Raw genomic sequence first — 21,039 nt, forward strand, 5'->3', positions numbered from 1 at the left:
TCGTTCAGGGGTGTGCCGGGCCGTCCAGCTCGGCCACGGCGAAGGCGGCCAGCTCGCGCAGCAGCGCCTCCTGCGCGGGGGCGACGCCCAGCCGGTTGCAGGCCAGGTGCGCGCAGTGGTTCCCGACCAGGTTCGGCCCGGGGGCCGATTCGCCCGGCAGGCAGCTGAGTTGGCTCCCGAGGTGGCGCACCGACTCGGCCCAGCGGGCGGCCGGCGATCCGTCGGACGGCCCGCGGACGGCCGCCGCCACCGGCAGCAGGCGGGAGCGGTGCTCCTGGTACAGCCGCGCCGCCGGTGTCCCGGCCGGCGCACCCCGGGCAGCGGCGCCGGCCGCCACCAGCAGGGCGAAGCAGTAGGCCTGCCGGTCGGCGGCGGACCACCGGTCGGCGAGGGCCGCGAGGGCGAGTTCGCTGCACCGGACGAAGTGCTCCTCGACCTCGGCCAGGGCCCGCCCGGTGCCGTACTTGGCGTGCTCGGGCTGGTACCGGACGAAGCGGAGGCTGTCGTTGGGTGCCAGGGCAAGGGCTGCGGACTCCGGCTCCAGCGCGCTCAACCGCTCGGCGGTCTCCTGGTACTCGGCCTCGGTGAAGGGCCGGACCGAGGGACGGCGGCGGAACTGCGCGGCTCCGTGCCGGGCGAGCGCCGCCTGCACGGCCTGCACAGCGCGGCCGGTCCGGATGGCCCGGATGTGTTCGGGCGCGGCGATCCGCAGCCGCAGGCGCAGATGGGGCCCGGCCTGCCAGTGCCGGAGGAAGAAGAACCCGTCGATCAGTTCGGCGTCCCGCAGTTCGGCCAGCAACTCCGGGAGCAGCTCGGGGATCACCAGGTCGAGCGGGGCCGAGGTGAACAGGTGCGCGCTCACCCAGCGGCGGTCGGTGAGGACGGCGTCAGTCACGGGCGGCCGCCACTTCGACGATGAACTCCGCCACCCGCCGCTCGCCCGCCCCGCTTGTCCCGCCCGCCCTGCTTGTCCCGCCCGGCCCGCTTGTCCCGACCGTCTCGTCCGGCCCGACCATCGGGGCGTCGGACAGCTCGGGCAGCAGCTCGGTGAGCACCAGCGGGTGGCCGTGCGCGGTCATCTGCTCGAACACGCGCAGCAGATGGCGGCTGGTGAAGTCGAGGTAGACGGGCTTGCGGTTCTTCAGGTGCAGCAGGCCGCCGGCCGGGGCGGGCGGCTCGATGACCCGCAGGAAGCAGCGCTCGGGCAGGCCGTGCTCGCCGCGCCAACCCTGCACCCGCAGGAAGAACCCGGCCTCCGGTTCGCCCGCCCGCCGGACCGGTGCCGCGCCGGGCGCCACCGTCCAACTGCCGCGCCGCAGCACCACGGAGCCGATCTCGATCCGGGGCAGCCGGTGCACGGCTGCCCCGGTGGGACTCGGTGGCCGGAACCGTGGCCAGTCCGACCAGAGCAGGTAGGAGGTCTGTCCGAAGGCCTCGACCAGGAACCGGGGGAGCTGCGGGAGCAGCGGCGTGGCGAGCAACCCCAGGTGCAGCGGCCGCACTTCGCGGCCCAGCGCCGTGGAGTACAGCCGCAGGCGCGGCTGATCGGGCTCGGCGATCACGACCAGGTCGTCGAGTGCGATCCGCCGCTCGACCGGCCGCTCGGTGACCGAGCCGGGCAGCTCGATCGCGTACCAGGTGGCCGGCTCCCGCTGGTTGAGCGTGCCGCCGAAGCAGCCCTCGAACTCGGCGAGGACGACCGGTGCGCCCGGCTCGCCCGCCACATCTGACGTGGCGTCAGACCGACTGGCGCCGTCGGCGTCGGCGTCGGCGTCGGCCTCGGCGTCGGCGAGCAGCCGGGCGATCCTGGTCCGGCCGGTGCCGGTGCCGCAGGTCACGGTGTTGAGGACGAGGGAGAGCCCGGCCGGGCCGGGCCGGGGCTGGACGTAGCAGGCGTAGCCGTCCGCCGCCGTGGCCGGATCCAGCCAGCCACGGGTGAGTTCGCGCACCCGCGCGGCCGGGATCCGGACCACGCCGTCGGCTTCGGCCGGGCTCTCGGCGAACAGTCGCAGCACGGCGGCGCGCCGGGTGGTGACCGCTGCCGGGTCGACCGGGGCGGCGGCCCGCCACTGCTCGTCGTGGTCCGCCACGAACCGGGTGAGCGGCACCCGGAAGACCGGGCCGCGACGGGCCACCGCCAGCTCGTACAGCGCCTGTTGGGCGCCGACCGCCCGGTCGAACGGTGCCAGCAGCCGGGGCAGCAGCGCCAGCTCGGCCAGCGCGCCCTGCCAGGCGCGCGGATCCGGCCGGACGGTGTCGCGGGTCAGCACGGTGCTGTGGAAGAGCAGGTTGCGCCGGGACAGTTCGGCGCTCGGTCCGAGAATGCCGCCGTGGCCGGCCAGTTCGCCAACTGCCTGGTCCAGCAAGGCCGTCGCCTCGGTGATCTGCTCGGGCGTGCCGGTCGTGCGGCTGGCGGCGTCCAGGCAGCCGACGACCGTGCGCAGGCAGGCGCGGATCCGCCGGAGCACGTCTCCCTCGCCGTCCCCGGTGGTACCTGGCTGGGCGTCGAGCCAGGCCAGCAGCGTGCGTGCGTTCAGCCGCTGGTCCGGGACGGGGACGCGCACCTCGAACAGGCCGACCGCGACGAGCTGTTCGACCAGCCGCCAGGTCCGCTCGCTCTGCGCCTGGTCGGCGCTCTGGGCGCGCAGCGCCGCGCGCAGTCGGCCCGGGGTGCCGGCGGCCCGCACCTGGGCCAGCAGGGCCTGGAGCGCGGGGGAGTCCGGCAGCGACCGGACGGTGCCGAGCAGGTCGGACCCGCTGAACCAGAGCGCCGCGCCATCGCCGACGATGGACGGGTTCGCCCGCAGCTCGACCACGGCGGCCAGCTCGGGGCAGCGGGCCAGCGCCCTGGTGAGGTCCCGGAGCAGCAGCAGGCTCAGCTCGGCCAGCTGCCGTGGCGGCGAGGGCAGCAGCCACGCGGTCCGGGAGGCGGTGGACTCCCCGGTCGCCCAGTCGCCGAGGCCGCCGGCGGCGAACGTGGTCAGCGGGGTCGGCTTGGCGACGATCCGGGCCGCGTACTTGGCCAGCCGCACGGCGGCCGGGTCCAGCGGCCGGGTGACCGGACCGCCTCGGGCCCGCCAGCGCCGCAGGTCGGCGCTCAGGTCCGGACTGGCGTGGGCGAGGCCGACCGCGACCGGGGGCGACTCCAGCAGCCGGGCGAGATGCTCGGCGGCCTCGGCGCTCTCCTCGGCCAGTCGCTGCGCCAGCGCGGCGAAGGCCGCTTCGCGCCGTCGGCGCAGCGCCTCGACCTCGGCCAGCCGCTCGGGCAACTCCTTGCCCAGCGCCGCACGGAGGGCCGGGTCGGCCAGATAGGCGGCGATCGGCGCGGCGCGGAAGACCGCCCGGCGCAGCCCGACCAGCCGGGGCCGCAGCGCGGTGTTCCCGGCGTTCCCGGTGCTCCCGGTGCTTCCAGTGCTTCCAGTGCTTCCAGTGCCCCCGGTGTTCCCGTTGCTCCCGACACTGCCGACCGTGCCGATCAGCTCGTGGAGTCGCGCCGACAGCGCCTCGACCTGTTCGGCGATCTCGGCGTCCAGTGCGAGGACGGTCGCGGCCTGGGCCGCGCTCCGCTCCAGGCGCAGCCCGTCGAGCAGGTCGGCCGACAGGCCCGCGACCCGCACGCCGATGGCGGGCAGGGCGCGTGGCGCGAGGGCGGGCGCTTGGGCGTCGGCGAGGGCGGCGGTGGTGGGTGGCTGGGTCCTGGTCATCAGAACAGCACCGGGAGCTGGAAGGTCGGTGCCGGTGCGGCGAAGCCGATCGCGAGCTGGAAGACCACCGTGCTGCCGGTGCCCGCCAGCCCGAGCAACTCCTCGGCCCGGTGCGCCCGGTAGCCGTTGTGGATCCTGGTGGCCAGCCCGTGCCGCGCGCCGGCCACGCTGATCCGGTGCGCGGCGGTGCCGGCCGCGATGTGCAGGCGGCGGAAACTGTCGCCGCCGTCGGCCAGTTCGGCCTGCTCGCGCGGCACCGCGAGGTACGCCACCAGGCCGGCGGCGGCGTAGTTCATCGAGACCCGGCCGTCGATCTCCCCCACGTGCTGGAGTGCCGCGACCACTGGCCCCTCGCGCAGCGGCTCCAGCGCGCCGCTGGCCGGGTCGATGCGGTGGATGCCCTGCGCCAGGCCCGCCACCGCGCGCACCGCCACGAAGCAGCTGCTGTCCAGCGGTGTGGCCGCCACGGCCTGGGCGATGTCGTCCAGTGCGGCGCGCGGGGCGGGGCGCGGCTGCGGATCGAACAGCCAGCCACCGGAGTTGCGGGACCGCAGGACCTGCGCCAGCTCCACCGCCCCGGTGTCCGTACCGCCGCTGTCGCTGTCCGCCAGCCGCAGCACGGCCATCACCTGCTCCCCGACGGGCTCCAACAGCTCCGCCAGGTCCACCTGTTCGGGCCCCAGCGCGCTTGCCGCGTCGGTCCGTTCGTCCACGCTGACCCGCAGCCCCAGTGCGCGGCCGACCAGCTCGACGGAGCCGGCGACCATGCCCGCCTCCTGCGCGCAGAGCCGGGGCGCGTAGCGGCCGTAGCGGTGGCCGGTCTTCTCGAACCGACTGGTGAGCACTGCCATTGCTTCGGTCGCCGGACCGGACTGCTCGCGCAGCAGCACGAGTTGGTGATGCATCGGATCGAAGTAGTAGACCCCGGACGGGCGTTGTCGCCCGGCCGGCAGGCAGAGGTAGAGCTCGGTCGGGTAGAAGCAGCGCGCCGAGGCGACCGCGCGGTGGAACGGCCAGGAACGCGGGCCGAGGTCGTGGCGCACCAGCCCGAAGGAGTAGTGCAGCAGAGTGGCCAGCAGTTCACCGTCCAGGCCGTCCGCGCCGTGGGCCGTCCGCTCGAGCAGCAGGGCCGGTGCGGCCAGGTCGAACCGGGGCCGCCCCGGGTAACTCTTCACCGGTGCGGGCTGGGTGGCGTGGTCGGCGGGACGGGCGGTGCCCAGGTCGGCGGGCAGCAGGGTTTCCGGCCGGTAGAGCGCGGCCTGCCAGAACGCCGTGTCATAGGGAGTGGTGCCGGCGCGGGTCACCGGACGGCCTCCTGGGGCACGCCGGCGCCGCGCTCGCTGTCGTCCTCGACCCGGCTCGCACTGAGCAGGTCCAGGACCACCCGCGTGCTGCGGGCCCCGGTGCCGCCGCTCGTGTCGACCTCGTCCAGCCCGGCGAACTGCCGCAGCGCGTGCAGGCAGAGCTGGTTGGCCGCCAGCGCGGCGGTCGGGCCGCCGAGGTAGCGGCTCACCGGTCCGCTCCGCACGTCCGGCACGTCCGGCACGTCCGCCCGCTCGCCCGCCACCGGGACCGCGACCGGGCTGACCACCGCCCGGTCGCCGTCGACCACCACGCTGCCGAAGGCGATCCCCGCCCGCTGTGCTCGCGCACGCAGCCGCTGCGCCTGTGCGCGGTCCGGCGCGTCGCAGGCGTAGAGGACCAGCCGCGACCCCAACTCCGTGACGTCATCGGGTTCGTCGAGCAACTGGTCGACCCGGCTCTCCGGGTCGCGGGCCAACAGCGGTGCCACGCAGGCCCGCAGCCGGTCGAGGTCGGTCACCACTGCTGGCGAACCCCCGGTCGTCGGACTCACCCACAACCGCCGCACCCCGGAAGCCAGCAGTGCGGTCGTCACCGCCGCGAACAGCCGGCCCGCGCCCACGACGACCGGGGCGCACTCGCGGTAGGCCTGGAACCGGTACTCGGGAGAGTCGGCGCCCAGGCCGATGAAGGCGATCAGCCGGGCGTGCTCCCGCCGTACGGCCGGGGAGAGTTGGTGCGGCAGGTCGTCGGCCGCGTCCCGGACGTACGTCTCCCGGTGCAGCAGGGTGACCAGTGAGACGACGCTGCTGCGCTGGGCCGGTGCGAGCGGTGCGACCAGCTCGTCGAGTTCGTGGTGACCGTCCAGGTACGGACGGATCCGCTCCAGCCAGGGGTGCGCGGCGGCCGGCAGCACCAGGGATCGCTCGCCCGCCAGCACCGCCACGCCCTGCGGCGATGGGAGGAAATGGACGTCGTCGCGCAGTCTGGGTCGCACCCGAGCCCCTCTCGGCATGGTCAGGGAAAACGCCGGTCGCGCTATCGGAATCCGAACCGGCGACGGGCTTGGTGCCCCGACAGTAGAGCGGGATATCTGGTCTAGTCCAGTGGTTCACAGCGGCGAAATATTGGACTATCGTCGCCATCGGCTGCCGGTCCGGCAGTCATCCCAACCCTGTGAAAGGAGACCCGTATGCGTAATGACGGGCTGTCCGAGACGTCGCTCGCCGACGCGCTCGAGGGTCTTTCCCTCGACCTCGCCCCGCTCATCGGCGAGGGCGTCGACGAGTCGCTCACCTCGGGGCACGGCATGACCGAGGCCGGTGCCTCGTTCTGCTGCGCGCCGCCGCCCAACTGCTGCAACTGCAGCTGCTCCTGAGTTGACGCGGCTCGCGCCGGGCGAGGCTAAGACGCCCGGCGCGAGCCGCCCTCAGTATGCCATCCCGGGTGGGTCCCGACGGTGCCTTTCCGCTGCCCCGCGCCACGCGGCCGCTGTCCTTTCGGAGAGCCGGTTGCACCTTTGGGCAATTCATTGGTCCTGTTCGGGCGAGCCCCGGCCGCAGTCGGTCATTATGGCGGTCCGCCGAATTGGACGTTCTTATAAACCGGTGAGTATTGCGTTCGTCCTTTCGCTGCCGCAGTCGGGTCGATCGCCCGGCCGAAGCGACCGGCCGCCCCGGGGAATTGCCGCCGAAATCGCCGCAGCCCGCTGCGCGGCCGCCCGGAGCCGACGGTCCGCTCTTCGATGTCCGCCGCCCCCTCTCCGGTGACCGGGCACTGTCCGGTGACCGGTCACGCGTCGAGCCCATGGCCGCTCCTTGCGGAGTGGCCATGGGCTCGACGTTTTTCGCGGGATCGCCGTGGGGGTGGCTCACCCGAACTGCCGTCCGCAGTGGTGGACGGCTCAGCGGCGGCCCCAGCCGGCGGGCGGGTCGATCTTCCCGGTGAGGATCCGCGAGTACTCGATGTTGCGGGAACAGAGCGTGGGGGTAGCGAACTTGAGGACGTTCGTCTCGATCAGGGTGACCCACCCCATGGTTCCGTCGGTGTCGGACGGGACCTGCATGGTCACCCAGATCTCGATGTCCGCACGGTCGCCGGAGACCAGCGGCGTGCCGTACCGGCCCGACATCCCGGCCTGCGGAGCGGTGACGCCCGTCCAGTAGTCATGGATCTGGTCGTGGCCGTTGAAGGTCTGGTCGGCCACTCCCGGGACGGACTCGTAGAGGGCGTCAGGGGTGAAGAGCTTGACGACGGCGTCCGCGTCCTTGGTCTGCCAGGCCTTGAGGTAGGCGGCCATCCAGCGGGTCACGTCCTGTTCCCGGAGCGCGGGGGTGCGCGCTTCGGCCGAGGTGCTCGCTTCAGCCGGGCCTGCCACGCCGGCGACCATCGCCGCAGCGGGTATCGCGGTCGCCAGTCCCACGCGTAGCACGGCACGGCGGTCGGGGAGAGTGGGCATGTCGTGGTCCCTCCTGATAGGTGATCAACTCTCTGGAGCGGCAAGGCCGGAAGTCGGTGGGGCGGCGTCTTCCTGCGCCGTCGGTGGTCGCCCCGAGGCCGTCTTCGGTGCCCCGTGGCTCATCAACTCGCCACTCCCAGAGGATCGTTGAGCTGTCGCGCGGTGCGCTGGAACAGCCTAGGGAGGCGCCTGCCCCAGCTGAAGGGGCAACTTGGATCAGTAGGCATCGGTATTTTCTGACTGACAGTCAGTGGTGTCCGACCGTGAGGCCCCAGGAGAGCGTGCGGACCGGTACGGATGAGGCGAGCCACCCTCGGCCCGCACGGCTGCGGGGAGCCGGTCCGATCGTGCGTCCGCCACGACGTGGTGGACGCTGCGGCTCCCCGCCACGGGCGCCACGGGTGCCACGGGTGCCACGGGTGCCACGGTGCCGGGCAGCGCAGCCGCCTGGAAACGGGCCGGGCCGGGCACTGTTCACCCGCTTCGGGTGGTGCCACGCCCGCCACCCCGACGGAGCCTGGCCGGGTAGCAGGTTCCGCCCGGCCGTCGAGGCGTGTCCGTTGAGGCGTGTCCGTCGAGACGGGTCCGTGGCGGTGTGCCTGTGCAGGGCTGCCCGGCGAGGTCTGCTCGCGGAGCAGCTGTTCAGCAGCCCCAGCACGAAGGAGTCGTCATGTCCCAGGGAGTCGGGTCGAGCAGTTCGGCCAGCAGAGCCGGCGGCGGTTCCGCGCCGCCGGTCGAATCGCACCCCGTCGCCGGCGGTCTCACGCTGCTCGCCGGCGTGCTGCTGATCATCGGAGGCCTGCTGAACCTGTTCAACGGCATCGCGGCCGTGGCCAAGGACAAGCTGTACGTGGTCACCCCGAACTACGTCTTCAAGTACAGCCTCACCGGCTGGGGTTGGGTCCACCTGATCCTCGGCATCGTGGTGATCCTCGCCGGGATCGGGCTGATGATGGGCGCGTTCTGGGCCCGGGTGGTCGGCGTGCTGGTCGCCTCCCTCGGCATCATCGCGAACTTCATGTTCCTGCCGTACTACCCGCTGTGGGCGCTGGTCATCATCGCCGCCTACCTGCTGGTCATCTGGGCGATCTGCACCGCCGGGGTCCGCGACGAACGCGTGTGAGGCGGCCGGCTGCTGTCGGAGCCGGCCGCCCCGAACCGGTCACCCGCCGCCGCTCACCCGTGGCGGGTGATGGGCCGGCCCGCCCGATGGACTGGACTGGGACCGGGCGGCGACCGAAGCCGCCCGGGCGGAGCCGAGGAGCGTCGCGATGACGGAGCACAGCACCGAACAACGGCATGCGGGCAGGAAGCCGCAGTGGTGGCGCGCCGGTTGGTTCGTGCCGGCCGTGCTGGTGGCCCTGGCGGTCATCCTCATCGCGGAGAACACGGCGAGCGTGCGCATCCGGCTCTTCATCCCGGTCGTCACGATGCCGCTCTGGACGGCGTTGCTGATCGTCTGGGTGATCGGCGTGCTCACCGGCCTGTTCGTCGCCCGGCGGCGGCGCTGACCGGCCGGCTGCGGCGCTGACCAGCTGGCCGCCGATGCCGACCACCACGCGCCGGTGCTGACCACCACGCGCCGCCGGCGGCACCGGTCGGTCCTGGCGGCGGCTGTCCCGGCGGCTTGCAGCGCTCCCGGGGGCGCGCGAAGATCGAACGGGACCCGGTCCGGCGCGTAACAGGCGCGCCCGGTCCCCTCTCCCCGGGTGGGCGCGATGCCCCACAGCACGGCCGACCTGCCGCCGACGCCCGTGGTCGGCGGCAGTGGGACCACCACTTCCACACCGTCGCGGGCACTCATCCCGAACGGGGACCCGGTCCTCGCCGCCCGGTTCGCGGTGCCGACGCTCCCCACCACCTTCGTCCACCGGCCGCGCCTGACCGAGCGGCTCTCGCGGGCCCGCCAGGATCCGCTGCTGCTGGTGAACGGTCCCGCCGGCGCCGGCAAGACGCTGCTGGTGGCGGACTGGATCGCCGGCACGCCGCACCCAGGCCCGGTGGCCTGGCTCACCGTGGAGCGCGAGGACAACGCCCCGGGCGTCTTCTGGGCCTACGTGCTGGAGGCGCTGCGGCACCACGGCGTCGAACTGCCCGCCGACATCGGCCGGCCGGTGCGCGCGGAGAGCGTGGACCCCTCGCTGCTGGCCCGGCTCGCGGACCACCTCGGCCGGCTGCCCACGCCGGTGCTGCTGGTGCTCGACGAGTTCGAGCGGGTCGGTGCCGTGGCGGTGGCCGACGCGCTGCACAGCGTGCTGCGGCACGCGGGACCCGGCCTGCGGCTGCTCGTCATCAGCCGGACCGAACCGCTGCTCCCGCTGCACCGCTACCGCGCCGCCGGGCAGATCACCGACATCCGTGGCGCCGACCTGGCCTTCACCACCGAGGAGGCGCAGCTCCTGCTGGGCCGCCACCGGCTCTGCCTGCCCGGCGAGGCCGTCCGCACGCTGACCGAGCACACCGAGGGCTGGGCCGCCGGACTGCGGCTGAGCGCCCTGGCGATCCAGCAGGCGGCCGATCCGGAGGTGTTCCTCAAGGAGTTCGAGGCGGGCCACAGCACCATCGCCGACTTCCTGCTCGCGGAAGTCCTCGACACCCAGCCCACCGAGACCCAGGACCTGCTGCTGCGGACCAGCATCCTGGAGCGGATCCACCCCGCGCTGGCGGACGCCCTCACCGGGCGCCAGGACGCCGAGCCGATCCTGGAACGGCTGCAGCACGCGAACGCCTTCGTCGAGCCGATCGGACGCTCCTGGTACCGGCTCCACCCCCTGTTCGCCGAGATCCTCCAGGTCCACCTGCACGCCCGCCACCCCGGACTGGACGCCGAGCTGCACCGCCGAGCGGCCCGCTGGCTCGCCGAGGCCGGCCGGCTCACCGAGGCGCTGGCGCACGCCGCCGCGGCCGGCGACTGGGCGCACGCGGCGGACCGGTTCGTCGACGAGCCAGCGATCGGGCAGCTCTTCACCGGTCTCGACGCGGGGCGACTGGACGACCTCTTCGCGGCGATGCCCGCCGAGGTCGCCGGTCCCGCGCCGGACCTGGTCCGGGCCGCGCGGGCGCTGGCCCGGTACGACGTCGAGGGCGGACTGACGCACCTGCGGTCGGCGGAGCGGCACCTGGCGCGGCACGGCGCGCCGGCCGCCCGATTGAGCTGCGCCTTCCTGCGGGTGCTCGCCGCCCGGTTGCAGGGCGCCGCGGAGCCGGCGCAGACCGCCGCCGCACAGGCCGAGCGCCTGCAACGGGAGATCCCGCCCGAGCGGCTCGCGGCGCATCCGGAACTGCCCGCGCTGCTGCTGGGCAATCTGGGCTCGGTGCTGCTCTGGGCCGGTCGCTTCGATGCCGCCCGGACTGCCCTGAAGGCCGCTCTCCAGGCCTGCGAGGGTGCGACGACGGCCGCGCCGAGATACGACGCCCTCAGTCGGCTGGCCCTGATCGACTACCTGGGCGGCCGACCCGGCCGGGCGGCCGGGCTCGCTCGGCAGGCGCTGGCCGGGGCCACGCGGTGCGGCCTGGCCCCGGCCGCGCGGGCCGGCATCGGGCAGCTCGTCCTGGCCGCCGTCGCCATCGACCGCGACGAGCTGCCCGAAGCGCGCAATGCCCTGGAGCAGGCCGCGGTGTCCGCCGCCGCGCAGCACGAGCCGACCATGACCGTCGGGCTCGCCGTCGTTCGCTCCCGGCTGCTGCTGGCCGAGGGCGATCCCGCGGCGGCACTCGGTGCCCTCCCCTCGGTGGACCAGATGGCGGTGGGCCGGATGCCGGTGGCTGCCGCTGCCTCACCCTGGGCGGGTGATCTCGTCGCGCTGGCCGCAGCCGCCGCGCAGCTGGCCGGCGGCGACCCCGGGAGCGCCGTGCGGCTCCTGGAGCAACGCGGGGCCGGTGGGCCGCAGTGCGCCATCGCCGTTGCCATCGCGGTCGCCACGGCCCAGGCCCAGCTGGCCGCCGGGGACAGCCAGGCAGCGCTGCGGATCCTGGACTCGCTGTCCGGCGGCGGACCGGGCACCGCCGGTCACGGTCCGGCGCCCGGTCCGGCCGGTGCGGTCCTGGTGCTGCTGGCCAAGGCCCAGCTCGCCGACACCCTGGGCGACGAGGCCGCCGCGTACCGGCTGCTCGTCCGCGCCCTCGCCACCGCCCGCCCCGAGCAGCTGCGCCGCCCCTTCCAGCAGGCCGGACCGTGGCTGCGCCGCGTCCTGCGCCGCCGACCGGCGCTCGCCCACGCGCATGACTGGCTGCCGACCGAGCTGCTGGCCGAGCTGCCGAAGCCGGAGCAGGGACCGGGTCCGGGGCAGGCCGCCGAGGCGCTCCCCGTCGAGCCGCTCAGCGACCGCGAGCACGACGTGCTGGAACGCGCGGCCCAGCTGATGTCCACCGGGGAGATCGCCGCTGACCTCTGCCTGTCGGTCAACACGGTCAAGACCCACCTGAAGAGCATCAACCGCAAGCTCGCGGCCAGCCGCCGCGGCGAGGCCGTCCGCCGAGCGAGACAACTGCACCTGCTCTGACCACACCAGGTCACCTTGGCCGGGTGATGGCGTCCCGGCCACGAGCGGGCAGCATGAACGGCAGGGGGCGGTCGCCCCCGGTTGCGAGAGAAGCCTGCCCATGCGGTACGAGATCCGGGTCGCCGGGGTCATGTCGGACATGACACTGCGCGAGGCGTTCCCCGAGCTGGAGAGCTTCGCCATGGTCAACCAGACCGTGCTCTTCGGCCCGGTCACCGACGAGGCGCACCTCTACGGCCTGCTCGCCCGCTTCCAGTCCCTCGGGCTGCGGGTCGTCGAACTGCGTCAGCTGCCCGAGTGAGCGTGCGGGAGACCGGATGAACGAGATGCCCTCGCCGGGGTCGGGGTCGAAGGGGCGGCTGGTGCTGCCGACTCGGGGTGGCCTCGGCTGCTCGTCGCTCACACCGGCCGTCCGGGTCACCAGGACCCGGCGCCACAAGGTCCGGCGGCGGTCTGCGGCGGCCGATCGCGGGGCACTGTGGGTCATCCGGCACAGCCGCTGAAGACCACCTCACCCCGCACCGTCCGGCATGGTGATCATGCATCGCTGGTTCCGGAACCAGAACCGGAACCAGCTCCGGAACCGCCCTCGAGCTGCGCCAGCCCCGGCCCGGGCGCCAGGAACTCGCGGATCGCGAACGCGCCCAGTACCGCGACGGCGAACCAGAAGACGACCGTCCCCGTCGGGTGGTCCACGGTGACGAAGATGGCCGAGGCGATCAGCAGGATCGCGATCCCGATCCAGTGCTTGTGCCGGCGGACGAACGGCTCCACCGGTCCGGCCCGGAAGCCGACCGACTCCGCGACCGAGCGCACGCCCCCGATCCCAGTGCTGCCCGCGGTCCGCACGGTGGTCGCGACGCGGGACGGGCCGAGGAAGAAGGCACCGAGCGCCACCAGCACCGCCAGCACGCCGACTGACCGCACGGCCTGTCGCAGGAAGTGCACCAGCGCGTCGAAGACGGCCCCCGCCGCACTGGGCGAGGCATCGGCGGGCAGCTGGTCCAGGAAGTAGGAGCGGAAGACGGTCAGCACGACACCGAGCAGCAGCATCGCCGCCGCGACTCCGAGGGCGGCGCCGATCAGCGCTCGGCGACGGTTCGAGGCGAGGTAGACGCCGCCGGCCGCGACCAGCACCGCGATCAGCGGCAGCCAGTTGCCGAGGAGCTGCAGCAGCCGGAAGTACGTCCTGATCTTGCCGATCTCCGGCGACGCGAAGACGGTGAACTGGGTGTGGACGGTCGGGATGTTGGCGGCCAGGGCGAAACCCGAGTTGACCAGCTGGGCCTTCACCTGGTCGATCACCGGCCCCAGATCGATGGTCACCTCGTTGTTGGTGAGCTGGACGGTGCCGCCGCCCTCGCCGGTGAGCGCCTTCTCCATGGAGGAGTGGGCGGCCCGGATGGCGTTGGCCCAGATGGTGGCGAACGCGTCACTGGTGACGATCTTGTCGACCGCGCCGCCGACGAGACTGGTCAGGCCGCTGCCGATCGGCCCGCTGAGCCCTTTGATCAGGTTGGCCGCCGCCGGGGGGACCCCGTTCTGCGCGGCGGCCTGGGAGAGCTGGTTCACCAGGGCGGGAACGTTGATCTGCTGCACGACCGCGGTGGTGACCCGGTCGGAGACCGCGGCCTGCACCCGGGGATCGTGCGCCAGCGGTGCCATGGTGGCTACGAACCGGTTGGTGTCCGTCAGCTCGTCCCGGGCCCAGACGGAGAGCACGGCCAGCAGCGAGAGCACCGACGCGATGACGATCAGCAGCACCGCCCCGGTGGTCCGCAGCCGGTGGTGCTCGCGCGCCGGCGGTGCGTTCGTCGTCTCCAACTGGGCGACCCGCCGGCGCAGCTCCGCCAGTTCGTCGTCCTCCGGGCGGTCGGACGGCTGGTCACCCGTGGGCGGCATGGCGGACTCCCTGTTCTGGCTGCGCGCACTTCTCGCTGCGTGGACCGCTCGCTCGGCCGATCCGACCTGCGCCGTCCCGACCTGCGCCGATCCGACCTGCGCCGACCCGGTCTCCGCCCACCAAGCAAAGCCGTGCGGCCGATCAGCCACGACCGGTGCTACCCCAGCCGGGTGGAGCGGCGGCGCGTCCGGGGGCGAACTAGCGTGGATTGCGAGTTCGCCAGGGCCCAAGGGCCGAGGGCGGCCCGAGCGGTGCGGAGGCGACAGATGGACCCGCAGGACAGGCCGGACCAGGCCGCGACCGAGGACCGGCCGTCGGCGCACCCGGCGCCGCTGCACTCCATCGGCGATTCCGGCCTGACGGAGATGGCGGCGGAGCTCGCGGAGCTGACCCGCGCCCAGGCCCGGCTCCAGGGCCTGCTGGACGCGGTGCTGGCGATCAGCCGGGAGATGGAGCTGCCGGGCGTGCTGCGGCGGATCGTGACCGCCGCGATGGAGCTGGTGGGTGCCCGGTACGGCGCGCTCGGCGTGCTGGACCGGGACCGCGAGGGCCTGGCCGACTTCATCCCGGTGGGCCTGTCGGACCAGCAGATCGTCGACCTGGCCGGCGTGGAGCTGCCGCAGGGGCGCGGCCTGCTCGGGCACCTGATCCAGCACCCCGAGCCACTGCGGGTCACCGACATCCAGGCGCACCCGGGCTCCTCCGGCTTCCCGCCCGGCCACCCGCCCATGCGCAGCCTGCTCGGCATCGCGGTGACCGTGCGCGGCCAGGTGTACGGGAACCTGTACCTCACCGACAAACACGACGGCCGGCCCTTCGACAGGCATGACGAGGCGGTGGTCGCCGCGCTGGCCGGCGCGGCCGGCGTCGCGATCGAGAACGCCCGCCTGTACGAGCAGGTGCGCACCAGCGCCGAGCAGTTCCAGCGCCTGCTGCTGCCCCGGCTGCCCGACCTGGCCCCCTTCGCGGCCGCCGCCATCTACCGTCCGGCCACCGCGCCGCACCACCTCGGCGGGGACTGGTACGACGTGCTGCTGCTGCCCGACGGCGCCCGCGCGATGATCATCGGTGACGTGATCGGTCACGACCTGCCCGCCGCGGCGGCCATGGCCCAGGTCCGCAACATGCTGCGCGCCCTGGTCTACGACGAGCGGCGCACCCCGCCCAGCGCCGTGCTCACCCAGCTCGACCACACCCTGCGGGCGATCACCGAGGAACTCATGATCACCGTCTGCCTGGCCCGGATCGAGCCCGACCACGGCGCCTGGCGGCTGCACTGGAGCAGCGCCGGCCACCCGCCGCCCCTGCTGCTGACCACCGACGGCCAGGCCCACTACCTGGACGCCGACCCGGGCCTGCCGCTCGGCGTCGACCCCGACCAGCCCCGCCCCGACCAGACGCACCCGCTCCCGGCGGGCGCCACCGTGATCCTCTACACCGACGGCCTGGTCGAGCACCCCCACCGCCCGATCGACGAAGGCCTCGCCGCCCTGGCCGCCACCGCCGCCGCCCAGGCCGGCCAACCCCTGGACCGCCTCTGCCAGGCACTGGCCGACGGCCACCCCAGCGACGGGCACGACGACATGGCGATCCTCGCCGTGCGGCTGCCCGGCGGCTGATCGCGCCGAGCCGGACCGGGGTGGTGCGGAGCACCCCGGGAGATCGGCTAGAGTATGTCCTGCACTCATGCGCGGGTGGCGGAATAGGCAGACGCGCTGGATTCAGGTTCCAGTGCCCGAAAGGGCGTGGGGGTTCAACTCCCCCCTCGCGCACAGCGGGAGACCGATGAATTCGGTCTCCTAGAAGTGACGGAACGAGCTCCACCTAGATCATCTGGGTGGAGCTCGTTCCTTTTGTGCGCTCGTTGCGTGCCGTTCAGCGGTGGCTGGATGTCGGGATGGCGAGTCTGTCGAGCCAGTTGTCGATCTTCTGCCCGTTGACGTGTGCCAACTGGAAGGCCGGAAACCGGCGCTGGGCGGTGATGCCGCGGATCCTGTGGCGGCGCTGCTACTGCTCGTAGGCCCAGGCGCTCCCGGTCTGGCGGTACTCCTCGACAGGGATCGGATCGATGCCGGCTCGCATCCGCGCGACGTAGAGAAGCCCGTCGAGGTGGTCGATCTCATGGTGGACCAGTCGGGCGAGCCCGCGTTCGTAGGTGGTGGTTACGGTTGGGCCGTCCAGTGTCGTGGTCTCCACGGTGATCCGCAGCGGGCGCGGCACCAGGCCACGGACGTCGAAGAAGGACAGGCAGCCCTCGTACTGCTCATCCGTCTCCTCGGAGCCTTCGGTGATGCGGGGGTTCAGGAGGATGATCGCCGGCGCATCGGGTTCGGCTGGTTGGACGATGGCGGCGGCACGGCCGATTCCGATCTGTGGTGCGGCGATCCCCATACCCTTGGCGAAGGGGTGGACTTGCCCGACGCGGTCCATCGAGGCGAACAGCTTCTCGATGACCTGCTCGGCGGCTTCCCGCTCGGTGGGCAGGACGAAGGGGCGGGCTGGCTCGGCGAGAACGGGGGCGCCTTGCTGTACGACGCCGAGGTCACGCATCTTCTCGCTGGGCCGCACCTGGATCACCTGAACTCCCCTAGGGTCGTGTCGCGTTCGGGTTGTGCCCGAAAACGCCATTCCAGACGGTACCGGGCATGGAGTGCTGGCGTGGAGGTGGTGGTGAGGGGCCGGTGGCGTTCGGCGTTTGTGTGCGGGCGCCGTCGGTGGGGGGAGCGTGCTGCTCAGCCGAGGAAGTCGACGCGGTCGATCAGGCCTTCGCGCACCCGGTAGGCGACCAGGGTGCGGATCGGATCGTCGGTCACACCGTGGGCGAGTTCGTGGTCGACCACCCAGTCGCCTTCGCTGACCCGCCCCAGGATCTCGGCCCGGCAGCGGCCCTATCCTCTCCGTCTGGCAGCGCTCCCTCGCCGACGTTCAGCGGCTGGAAGCCGCTCTCGCCCGCAGGTTCCCCGACCTGCGGGTGGCCGAGCGCCGCGTCTCGCTGCGCACCGTGAAACGGATGGGCCGGATCCTCGACGCGGACGGACGCGCGGTCCGCGCCGTTCCGATGGACATCTGGCGGGACCCGGTTCCGGCCTCCTGACGGTGGGTGGCCTGCGCCCACCAGGGGTCGGCCCGCTTCCCCTCCGGACAAGCCGCGAGCGGTGGTGCGGGGGCCCTGCCCCCGCACCACCGCTCAGTTTCGGTCGGCCGACCGGTGCTGCTTACATCGTGTCCCAGTCGTTGTTGCCGGGGCTGTTGAGGGTCTCGATCCGCTCGCCCTGGCTGATGTCGAAGCTGTCGGTGCCGACCAGGAAGTCGCGGCCACCCGAGCTTCCATGGATCGCGACGTGGGCGGTGCCGTGCCCGTAAAGGGGGAACCAGCTGCACTTGTGCGGGGCGACATCGGCGGTTGTGGCCTTGTTGATGATCACGTAGGACGTGTACGTGCCGTGCGAGCAGAGTTCGAGGTAGCTCGTCGGGGACGCGCCGCCCGAGGCGGGCACGCCAGTGGTGGGGGTCCGCGGGACGGTGCCGGGGATGGTCGGCTGCAGGGGCGAGCCAGTGGAGGGGATCGCCGGGACGGTGCCGGGGGTGACCGGCTGCAGCGGCACGCCCGGGGTGACGGGGATCTCCGGGACGGTGCCGGGGACACCGGGGTTGTACGGCTGGCCGACGATCACGCCGGGGACCGTGCGGGCGACGGTGGCGGCCTGTGCGGCGGTGGCGCCGGTGGCGCCGAGGGCGAGGCCGGCGGCCACCAGGACGCCGGCGGCCCGCATCGTGCGGGCACGGGTGGTGATGGTGTGCAAGTCGTCCTCCAGGGGAGTCTCGGGCGGCTTTCCGCCCTGCCCCGGACAACGGCCTTGCCCTGAAGGCTGGTTCAGCCCGCCGACGGGTGGAGGTGAGTCCTGCCCGAAGGGGCAGCGGGGCGCGTCGCGCTGATCGGTGTGGTTGGCCGGGCAAGGCTGTCCTGTCCGACAGCGTTGTCCGGACCGTGCTCCGGCGGATCAGGCGTGCGGCAGTTCGCTGACGGCCCGCCGGCCTCCGTAGGAGGCGACCAACGCGTCTGCCACGATGGCCGCGTCTGCCTCGGCCACGTCCGCCGGGTACTCCGGCAGCAGGTCGTCCCAGATGGGCATCCACGACCCGTACAGCTGGGCCTGCCCCTCGGGACGGGCGAAGAACCAGACGTGCAGATGGGCGCCGCCGTCTCCGATGCGGTAGACGTGGGCCCGGGCGATGTGCGGCAGTGCTTGCACATGGCGGGCGATGTGCGTGGTGAGCACCCCCAACTCGGCTGCCAGTTCGTCGGACAGGTCCGCCAGGTCGAAGTGATCGCGTGGATGCAGCATCAGCACCAGCGGCACGCCGACTCCCGTGATCAGGGTGAGCCGCCAGCGCTCGTTGATCCAGATCCCTTCGTCCCGGTTGCGGCAACTGTCGCAGTCCGACGGGTCCTCGCCGTGCCGCGCGGGTTCGGGTATGACCGGCGGGCGCAGCGGCGCGACGCGCAGGCCGTCCGGCTCGAACGGACTGATCTCCCACCCCGTCATACGGGCCAGTGGGAGCCGTCGTTCACCATCCGCGGCGGTTCGGGCGTGGGCGTAGAAATCGTCAGGTCGCAGAGCCATGGCGGAAGACTACCTTTGGGCGTGGTGCTGTCCGCCGGCCCCGACGGCAGCCGAATCCCCGCTGGACGCACGGGGTCAGCTGCCGGTCCGGCCCGAGGTGGCGCCCAGGTCGAGGCGGAAGTGGGCGGGGTTCGCGAGGGAGATGCGGTCCGCCGGGATGATGGTGTCGCGGCGCTCCAGCCAACTGCGCAGGCGGCTGGGGGTCGGCCGGGCGCTGACCCGTTCGTGCAGCAGGACGCGGGCCGGGCGGCCGGTCTCGGGGTCGGGCGGGTCGACCTCCAGCACCTCGAAGCCGGTGCCCGGGGCGAAGACCACGGTGGGCGGGTCCCCGGGCTCGCCGAAGGCCGAGGTGCGGCGCCCGGTGACGGACCAGATGGCGAACTCCAGCTCGACGTCGGTGCCGAAGTCGGCGGTCAGCGTGCTGAGTCCGCCGACCGGTGCGGGCTCGGTGAGCACCGTGCCCGGGGTGAACCGGGCCAGGTCGGCCAGGCCCGGCGGCGCCGCGAGCAGCACGGCGCCGTGGTGGCTGGGCAGTCGGCGCAGGCCGGCGGTGAGGCAGCGCAGGTACGGGCGCAGCGGACCGTGCGCGTCGCGCCGGGCCGCGGTGACGAGCTCGGCGCGGGAGGCCGGGAGCGCGGCGTCGGCGTGGTGGAGCAGCACGGCGACCAGTTCGGGGCGCGGGTCGTCGCCCGCCGCCGCGCGCAGGCCGGGCAGCCGGGTGGCGACCTGGTCGGCGCGGCTGGCCCAGCGCTGGTACACGGGACCGAGCAGCGCGACCATGTTGGCGCGGTCCTGGTCGGGGTTGCTGGGGCCGGCGGGGGCTGCGGGCGCGACAGGGGTCGGCGGGGTGGGCGGAGTCGGCGGGGTCGGCGGGGTGACCGGCACGGGCGGGGTCGGCGGGGCGACCGGTACGGGCGGGGCGACCGGACCACCGGAGGAGACCGAGGCGATGGGGGCGGGCGGAGCGATGGGCAGTGGTTCAGGCAGTTCCACCTCGGGCGCAGGCAGTTCCGCCTCGGGCACAGGCAGTTCCAGCTCGGGCGCAGGCAGTTCTGGGTCCGGCGCAGGCAGTTCCAGCTCGCACTCAGGCAGTTTCAGCTCATTCTCAGACTCGGACTCGGACTCGGACTCGGACTCGGACTCGCGGACGGTCGCAGGCTCAGCCGCCGGCTCGACCGGTCCCGCCATGACGGCCACCCGGGTCGCCGCCGGAACCGGCAGCTCCTCGACCACCGGTGCTTCCTCGAGCACCGGAGCCGCCGGAGCCACCGCCTGCGCCTCCGGCTCCCGCTCCGCCCCCAGCCAGCCGAGCTGGTGGATCCGTGCGCTGAACCGCCCCACCGCCCGCGACTCCACGTCCATCGTCCCCGCCACCACGAGCGTGAGCCGCGGCGTCCTGGCGGGGTCGGTGCCGAGCGGCGGCAGCCCGGCGAGCAGCACGCCCAGGTGCTCCCAGACCTCCTGGGTCACCGGCACCCCCCGGGCCCCGATCACCAGCACCGGCTGCACCGGGTCCGGACGGCGCAGCCGGGGCGCGCGGTCCACCGTGGCGGCGGCCGGGCGCAGCCAGAGGCCGGCCGAGATCGCCTCCAGCTCCCAGCCGGGGAGCGCGTGGAAGCGGGCCGGTCCGGCGGGCGTCCAGCCGCCGGGGTGGCTGCGCCAGCCGACGGCGGTCACCGAGCGGGCGACCGGGCAGGCGACCAGTTCGGTCAGGTAGGGCTCCCAGCCGGGCGCGCCGTCGGGGCCCAGGTGCACGCTGCCGCGACCGGTCGCGCCGTGCAGCGGCAGCCCGATGGCGGCGTGCACCTGACGGGCCAGCGAGGCCGCCAGCACGGCGGCGAGTTCGACCAGTTCGAGCGGGTCGGCCCAGGGCGCGCTGAGCAGCAGCCGCCCCTCGCCGGCGGTGCTGAGCACCAGGGAGGCCGCGGCGGCGAGTTGCACGGCGGTGGGCAGCGGGCCGCCGGGCTCGCCGAGCACCAGCAGCAGGGTGCCGAGCGGGCCGGCCGCCAGCTCGAGCACCGGTGGCACGGCGGCCGGTGCGGTGGGCGTCACCCAGAAGCCGCCACCGCGCAGCGAGCTGATCGCCGGGCCGCCCGGCCAGCGTTCGCCGACCGGCTCGGTGCGGCCGTCCGGTCGGCAGCGCCACCAGGAGCCGCCGGGCGCCAGCAGCGTCCCGTCCGCCTCGACGGACACCACCGCGTCCGGCGCGATCACGGCCAGCCCCAGGCGGCGGGCCAGCAGTTCGGCGGGCCGCCGGCCGTCGGCCGCGGCGGCGGCCAGTCCGGAGGCGGCCAGCACCAGGGTGTCGGCGCCCCGCTCGTCCGCGATCCGGGCCAGCTCGCCCAGCGAGGCCCGCAGCACGGGTGCGGCGTCCGGCGCGGCGGCGAGCAGCACCAGGGTCCGCGGCTCGACCCGCACCGGGTCCAGTGCGGCGGCCAGTCCCGCCTGCTCCGCGCCGGGCGGCGCGATGACCAGGTGCGGGCCCACCGCGCGCAGCGTGGCACGCTCGCTGTCCGGGAATACTGCCAAGTCCATGGCCCGGCCT

At 73.8% G+C, this 21,039-nt stretch carries 17 protein-coding genes and 1 tRNA gene; 8 read left to right on the forward strand and 10 right to left on the reverse strand.

Annotated features, from left to right (window positions below):
- Positions 1–4: 4 nt before the first annotated feature.
- From OG403_RS28405 to OG403_RS28420, 4 genes are read right to left on the reverse strand one after another with little or no spacing between them, the layout of a single operon-like run.
- Complete coding sequence (locus OG403_RS28405; RefSeq protein ID WP_329569217.1) at positions 5–895, reverse strand: lantibiotic dehydratase C-terminal domain-containing protein; 891 nt, start codon at positions 893–895, stop codon at positions 5–7.
- Positions 888–3,704, reverse strand: a complete 2,817-nt coding sequence (locus tag OG403_RS28410) for a lantibiotic dehydratase (RefSeq protein WP_329569219.1) — start codon at positions 3,702–3,704, stop codon at positions 888–890. The genes OG403_RS28405 and OG403_RS28410 overlap by 8 nt, the downstream gene beginning before the upstream one ends.
- Positions 3,704–5,008, reverse strand: coding sequence for a hypothetical protein (locus OG403_RS28415; RefSeq protein WP_329569221.1), 1,305 nt, complete (start codon positions 5,006–5,008; stop codon positions 3,704–3,706). The genes OG403_RS28410 and OG403_RS28415 overlap by 1 nt, the downstream gene beginning before the upstream one ends.
- The gene (locus tag OG403_RS28420) at positions 5,005–6,003 is read right to left on the reverse strand and encodes a hypothetical protein (RefSeq protein WP_329569222.1); all 999 of its coding nucleotides are present in this window, start codon (positions 6,001–6,003) and stop codon (positions 5,005–5,007) included. Before OG403_RS28420 ends, OG403_RS28415 begins: the two co-directional genes overlap by 4 nt.
- A 195-nt stretch (positions 6,004–6,198) precedes the next feature.
- Between OG403_RS28420 and OG403_RS28425 the strand changes: the two genes are divergently transcribed.
- Positions 6,199–6,384, forward strand: a complete 186-nt coding sequence (locus OG403_RS28425) for a thiomuracin/GE37468 family thiazolyl RiPP peptide (RefSeq protein ID WP_329569224.1) — start codon at positions 6,199–6,201, stop codon at positions 6,382–6,384.
- 525 nt (positions 6,385–6,909) lie between these two features.
- Here the strand turns inward: OG403_RS28425 and OG403_RS28430 are convergent.
- Entirely contained in the window at positions 6,910–7,464 is a 555-nt protein-coding gene (locus tag OG403_RS28430) for a YybH family protein (RefSeq protein WP_329569226.1), read from the reverse strand.
- Between the two features lie 670 nt (positions 7,465–8,134).
- Between OG403_RS28430 and OG403_RS28435 the strand changes: the two genes are divergently transcribed.
- From OG403_RS28435 to OG403_RS28450, 4 genes are all read left to right on the forward strand, one after another.
- Positions 8,135–8,587, forward strand: a complete 453-nt coding sequence (locus OG403_RS28435) for a DUF7144 family membrane protein (RefSeq protein WP_329569228.1) — start codon at positions 8,135–8,137, stop codon at positions 8,585–8,587.
- 148 nt (positions 8,588–8,735) lie between these two features.
- Positions 8,736–8,975 (forward strand): LapA family protein, encoded by a 240-nt coding sequence (locus tag OG403_RS28440; protein ID WP_329569230.1) that lies wholly within the window; start codon positions 8,736–8,738, stop codon positions 8,973–8,975.
- A gap of 207 nt (positions 8,976–9,182) precedes the next feature.
- Positions 9,183–11,966, forward strand: a complete 2,784-nt coding sequence (locus OG403_RS28445) for a LuxR C-terminal-related transcriptional regulator (RefSeq protein ID WP_329569232.1) — start codon at positions 9,183–9,185, stop codon at positions 11,964–11,966.
- Between the two features lie 100 nt (positions 11,967–12,066).
- Positions 12,067–12,267, forward strand: a complete 201-nt coding sequence (locus OG403_RS28450) for a hypothetical protein (protein WP_329569233.1) — start codon at positions 12,067–12,069, stop codon at positions 12,265–12,267.
- Between the two features lie 236 nt (positions 12,268–12,503).
- Here OG403_RS28450 and OG403_RS28455 read toward each other — a convergent pair whose 3' ends face one another.
- A complete protein-coding gene (locus OG403_RS28455; protein WP_329569235.1) occupies positions 12,504–13,868 on the reverse strand; it encodes a hypothetical protein in 1,365 nt (454 codons plus the stop codon).
- A 267-nt stretch (positions 13,869–14,135) separates the two neighbouring features.
- Here OG403_RS28455 and OG403_RS28460 point away from each other — a divergent pair, with 267 nt between their 5' ends.
- On the forward strand, positions 14,136–15,488 hold the full coding sequence (locus OG403_RS28460) for a PP2C family protein-serine/threonine phosphatase (protein ID WP_442911003.1): 1,353 nt from the start codon (positions 14,136–14,138) through the stop codon (positions 15,486–15,488).
- 69 nt (positions 15,489–15,557) lie between these two features.
- Positions 15,558–15,641, forward strand: a tRNA-Leu gene (locus OG403_RS28465).
- Between the two features lie 235 nt (positions 15,642–15,876).
- Here OG403_RS28465 and OG403_RS28470 read toward each other — a convergent pair.
- Positions 15,877–16,446 (reverse strand): peptide deformylase, encoded by a 570-nt coding sequence (locus tag OG403_RS28470; protein WP_329569237.1) that lies wholly within the window; start codon positions 16,444–16,446, stop codon positions 15,877–15,879.
- Positions 16,447–16,840: 394 nt separating this feature from the next.
- Between OG403_RS28470 and OG403_RS28475 the strand changes: the two genes are divergently transcribed.
- Positions 16,841–16,963 carry a hypothetical protein gene (locus tag OG403_RS28475; protein ID WP_329569238.1) on the forward strand — a complete coding sequence of 41 codons (123 nt, stop codon included), beginning with the start codon at positions 16,841–16,843 and terminating at the stop codon, positions 16,961–16,963.
- 121 nt (positions 16,964–17,084) lie between these two features.
- Here OG403_RS28475 and OG403_RS28480 read toward each other — a convergent pair whose 3' ends face one another.
- The 3 genes from OG403_RS28480 to OG403_RS28490 all read right to left on the reverse strand — a co-directional run bounded on the left by OG403_RS28480 (position 17,085) and on the right by OG403_RS28490 (position 21,029).
- Positions 17,085–17,672, reverse strand: coding sequence for a hypothetical protein (locus tag OG403_RS28480; RefSeq protein WP_329569240.1), 588 nt, complete (start codon positions 17,670–17,672; stop codon positions 17,085–17,087).
- A 198-nt stretch (positions 17,673–17,870) separates the two neighbouring features.
- Positions 17,871–18,494, reverse strand: a complete 624-nt coding sequence (locus OG403_RS28485; protein ID WP_329569242.1) for a hypothetical protein — start codon at positions 18,492–18,494, stop codon at positions 17,871–17,873.
- A gap of 75 nt (positions 18,495–18,569) precedes the next feature.
- Entirely contained in the window at positions 18,570–21,029 is a 2,460-nt protein-coding gene (locus OG403_RS28490) for a hypothetical protein (protein WP_329569243.1), read from the reverse strand.
- Positions 21,030–21,039 lie beyond the last annotated feature (10 nt).

It is taken from the genome of Kitasatospora sp. NBC_01266 (assembly GCF_036242395.1).
Taxonomy (GTDB): Bacteria; Actinomycetota; Actinomycetes; order Streptomycetales; family Streptomycetaceae; genus Kitasatospora.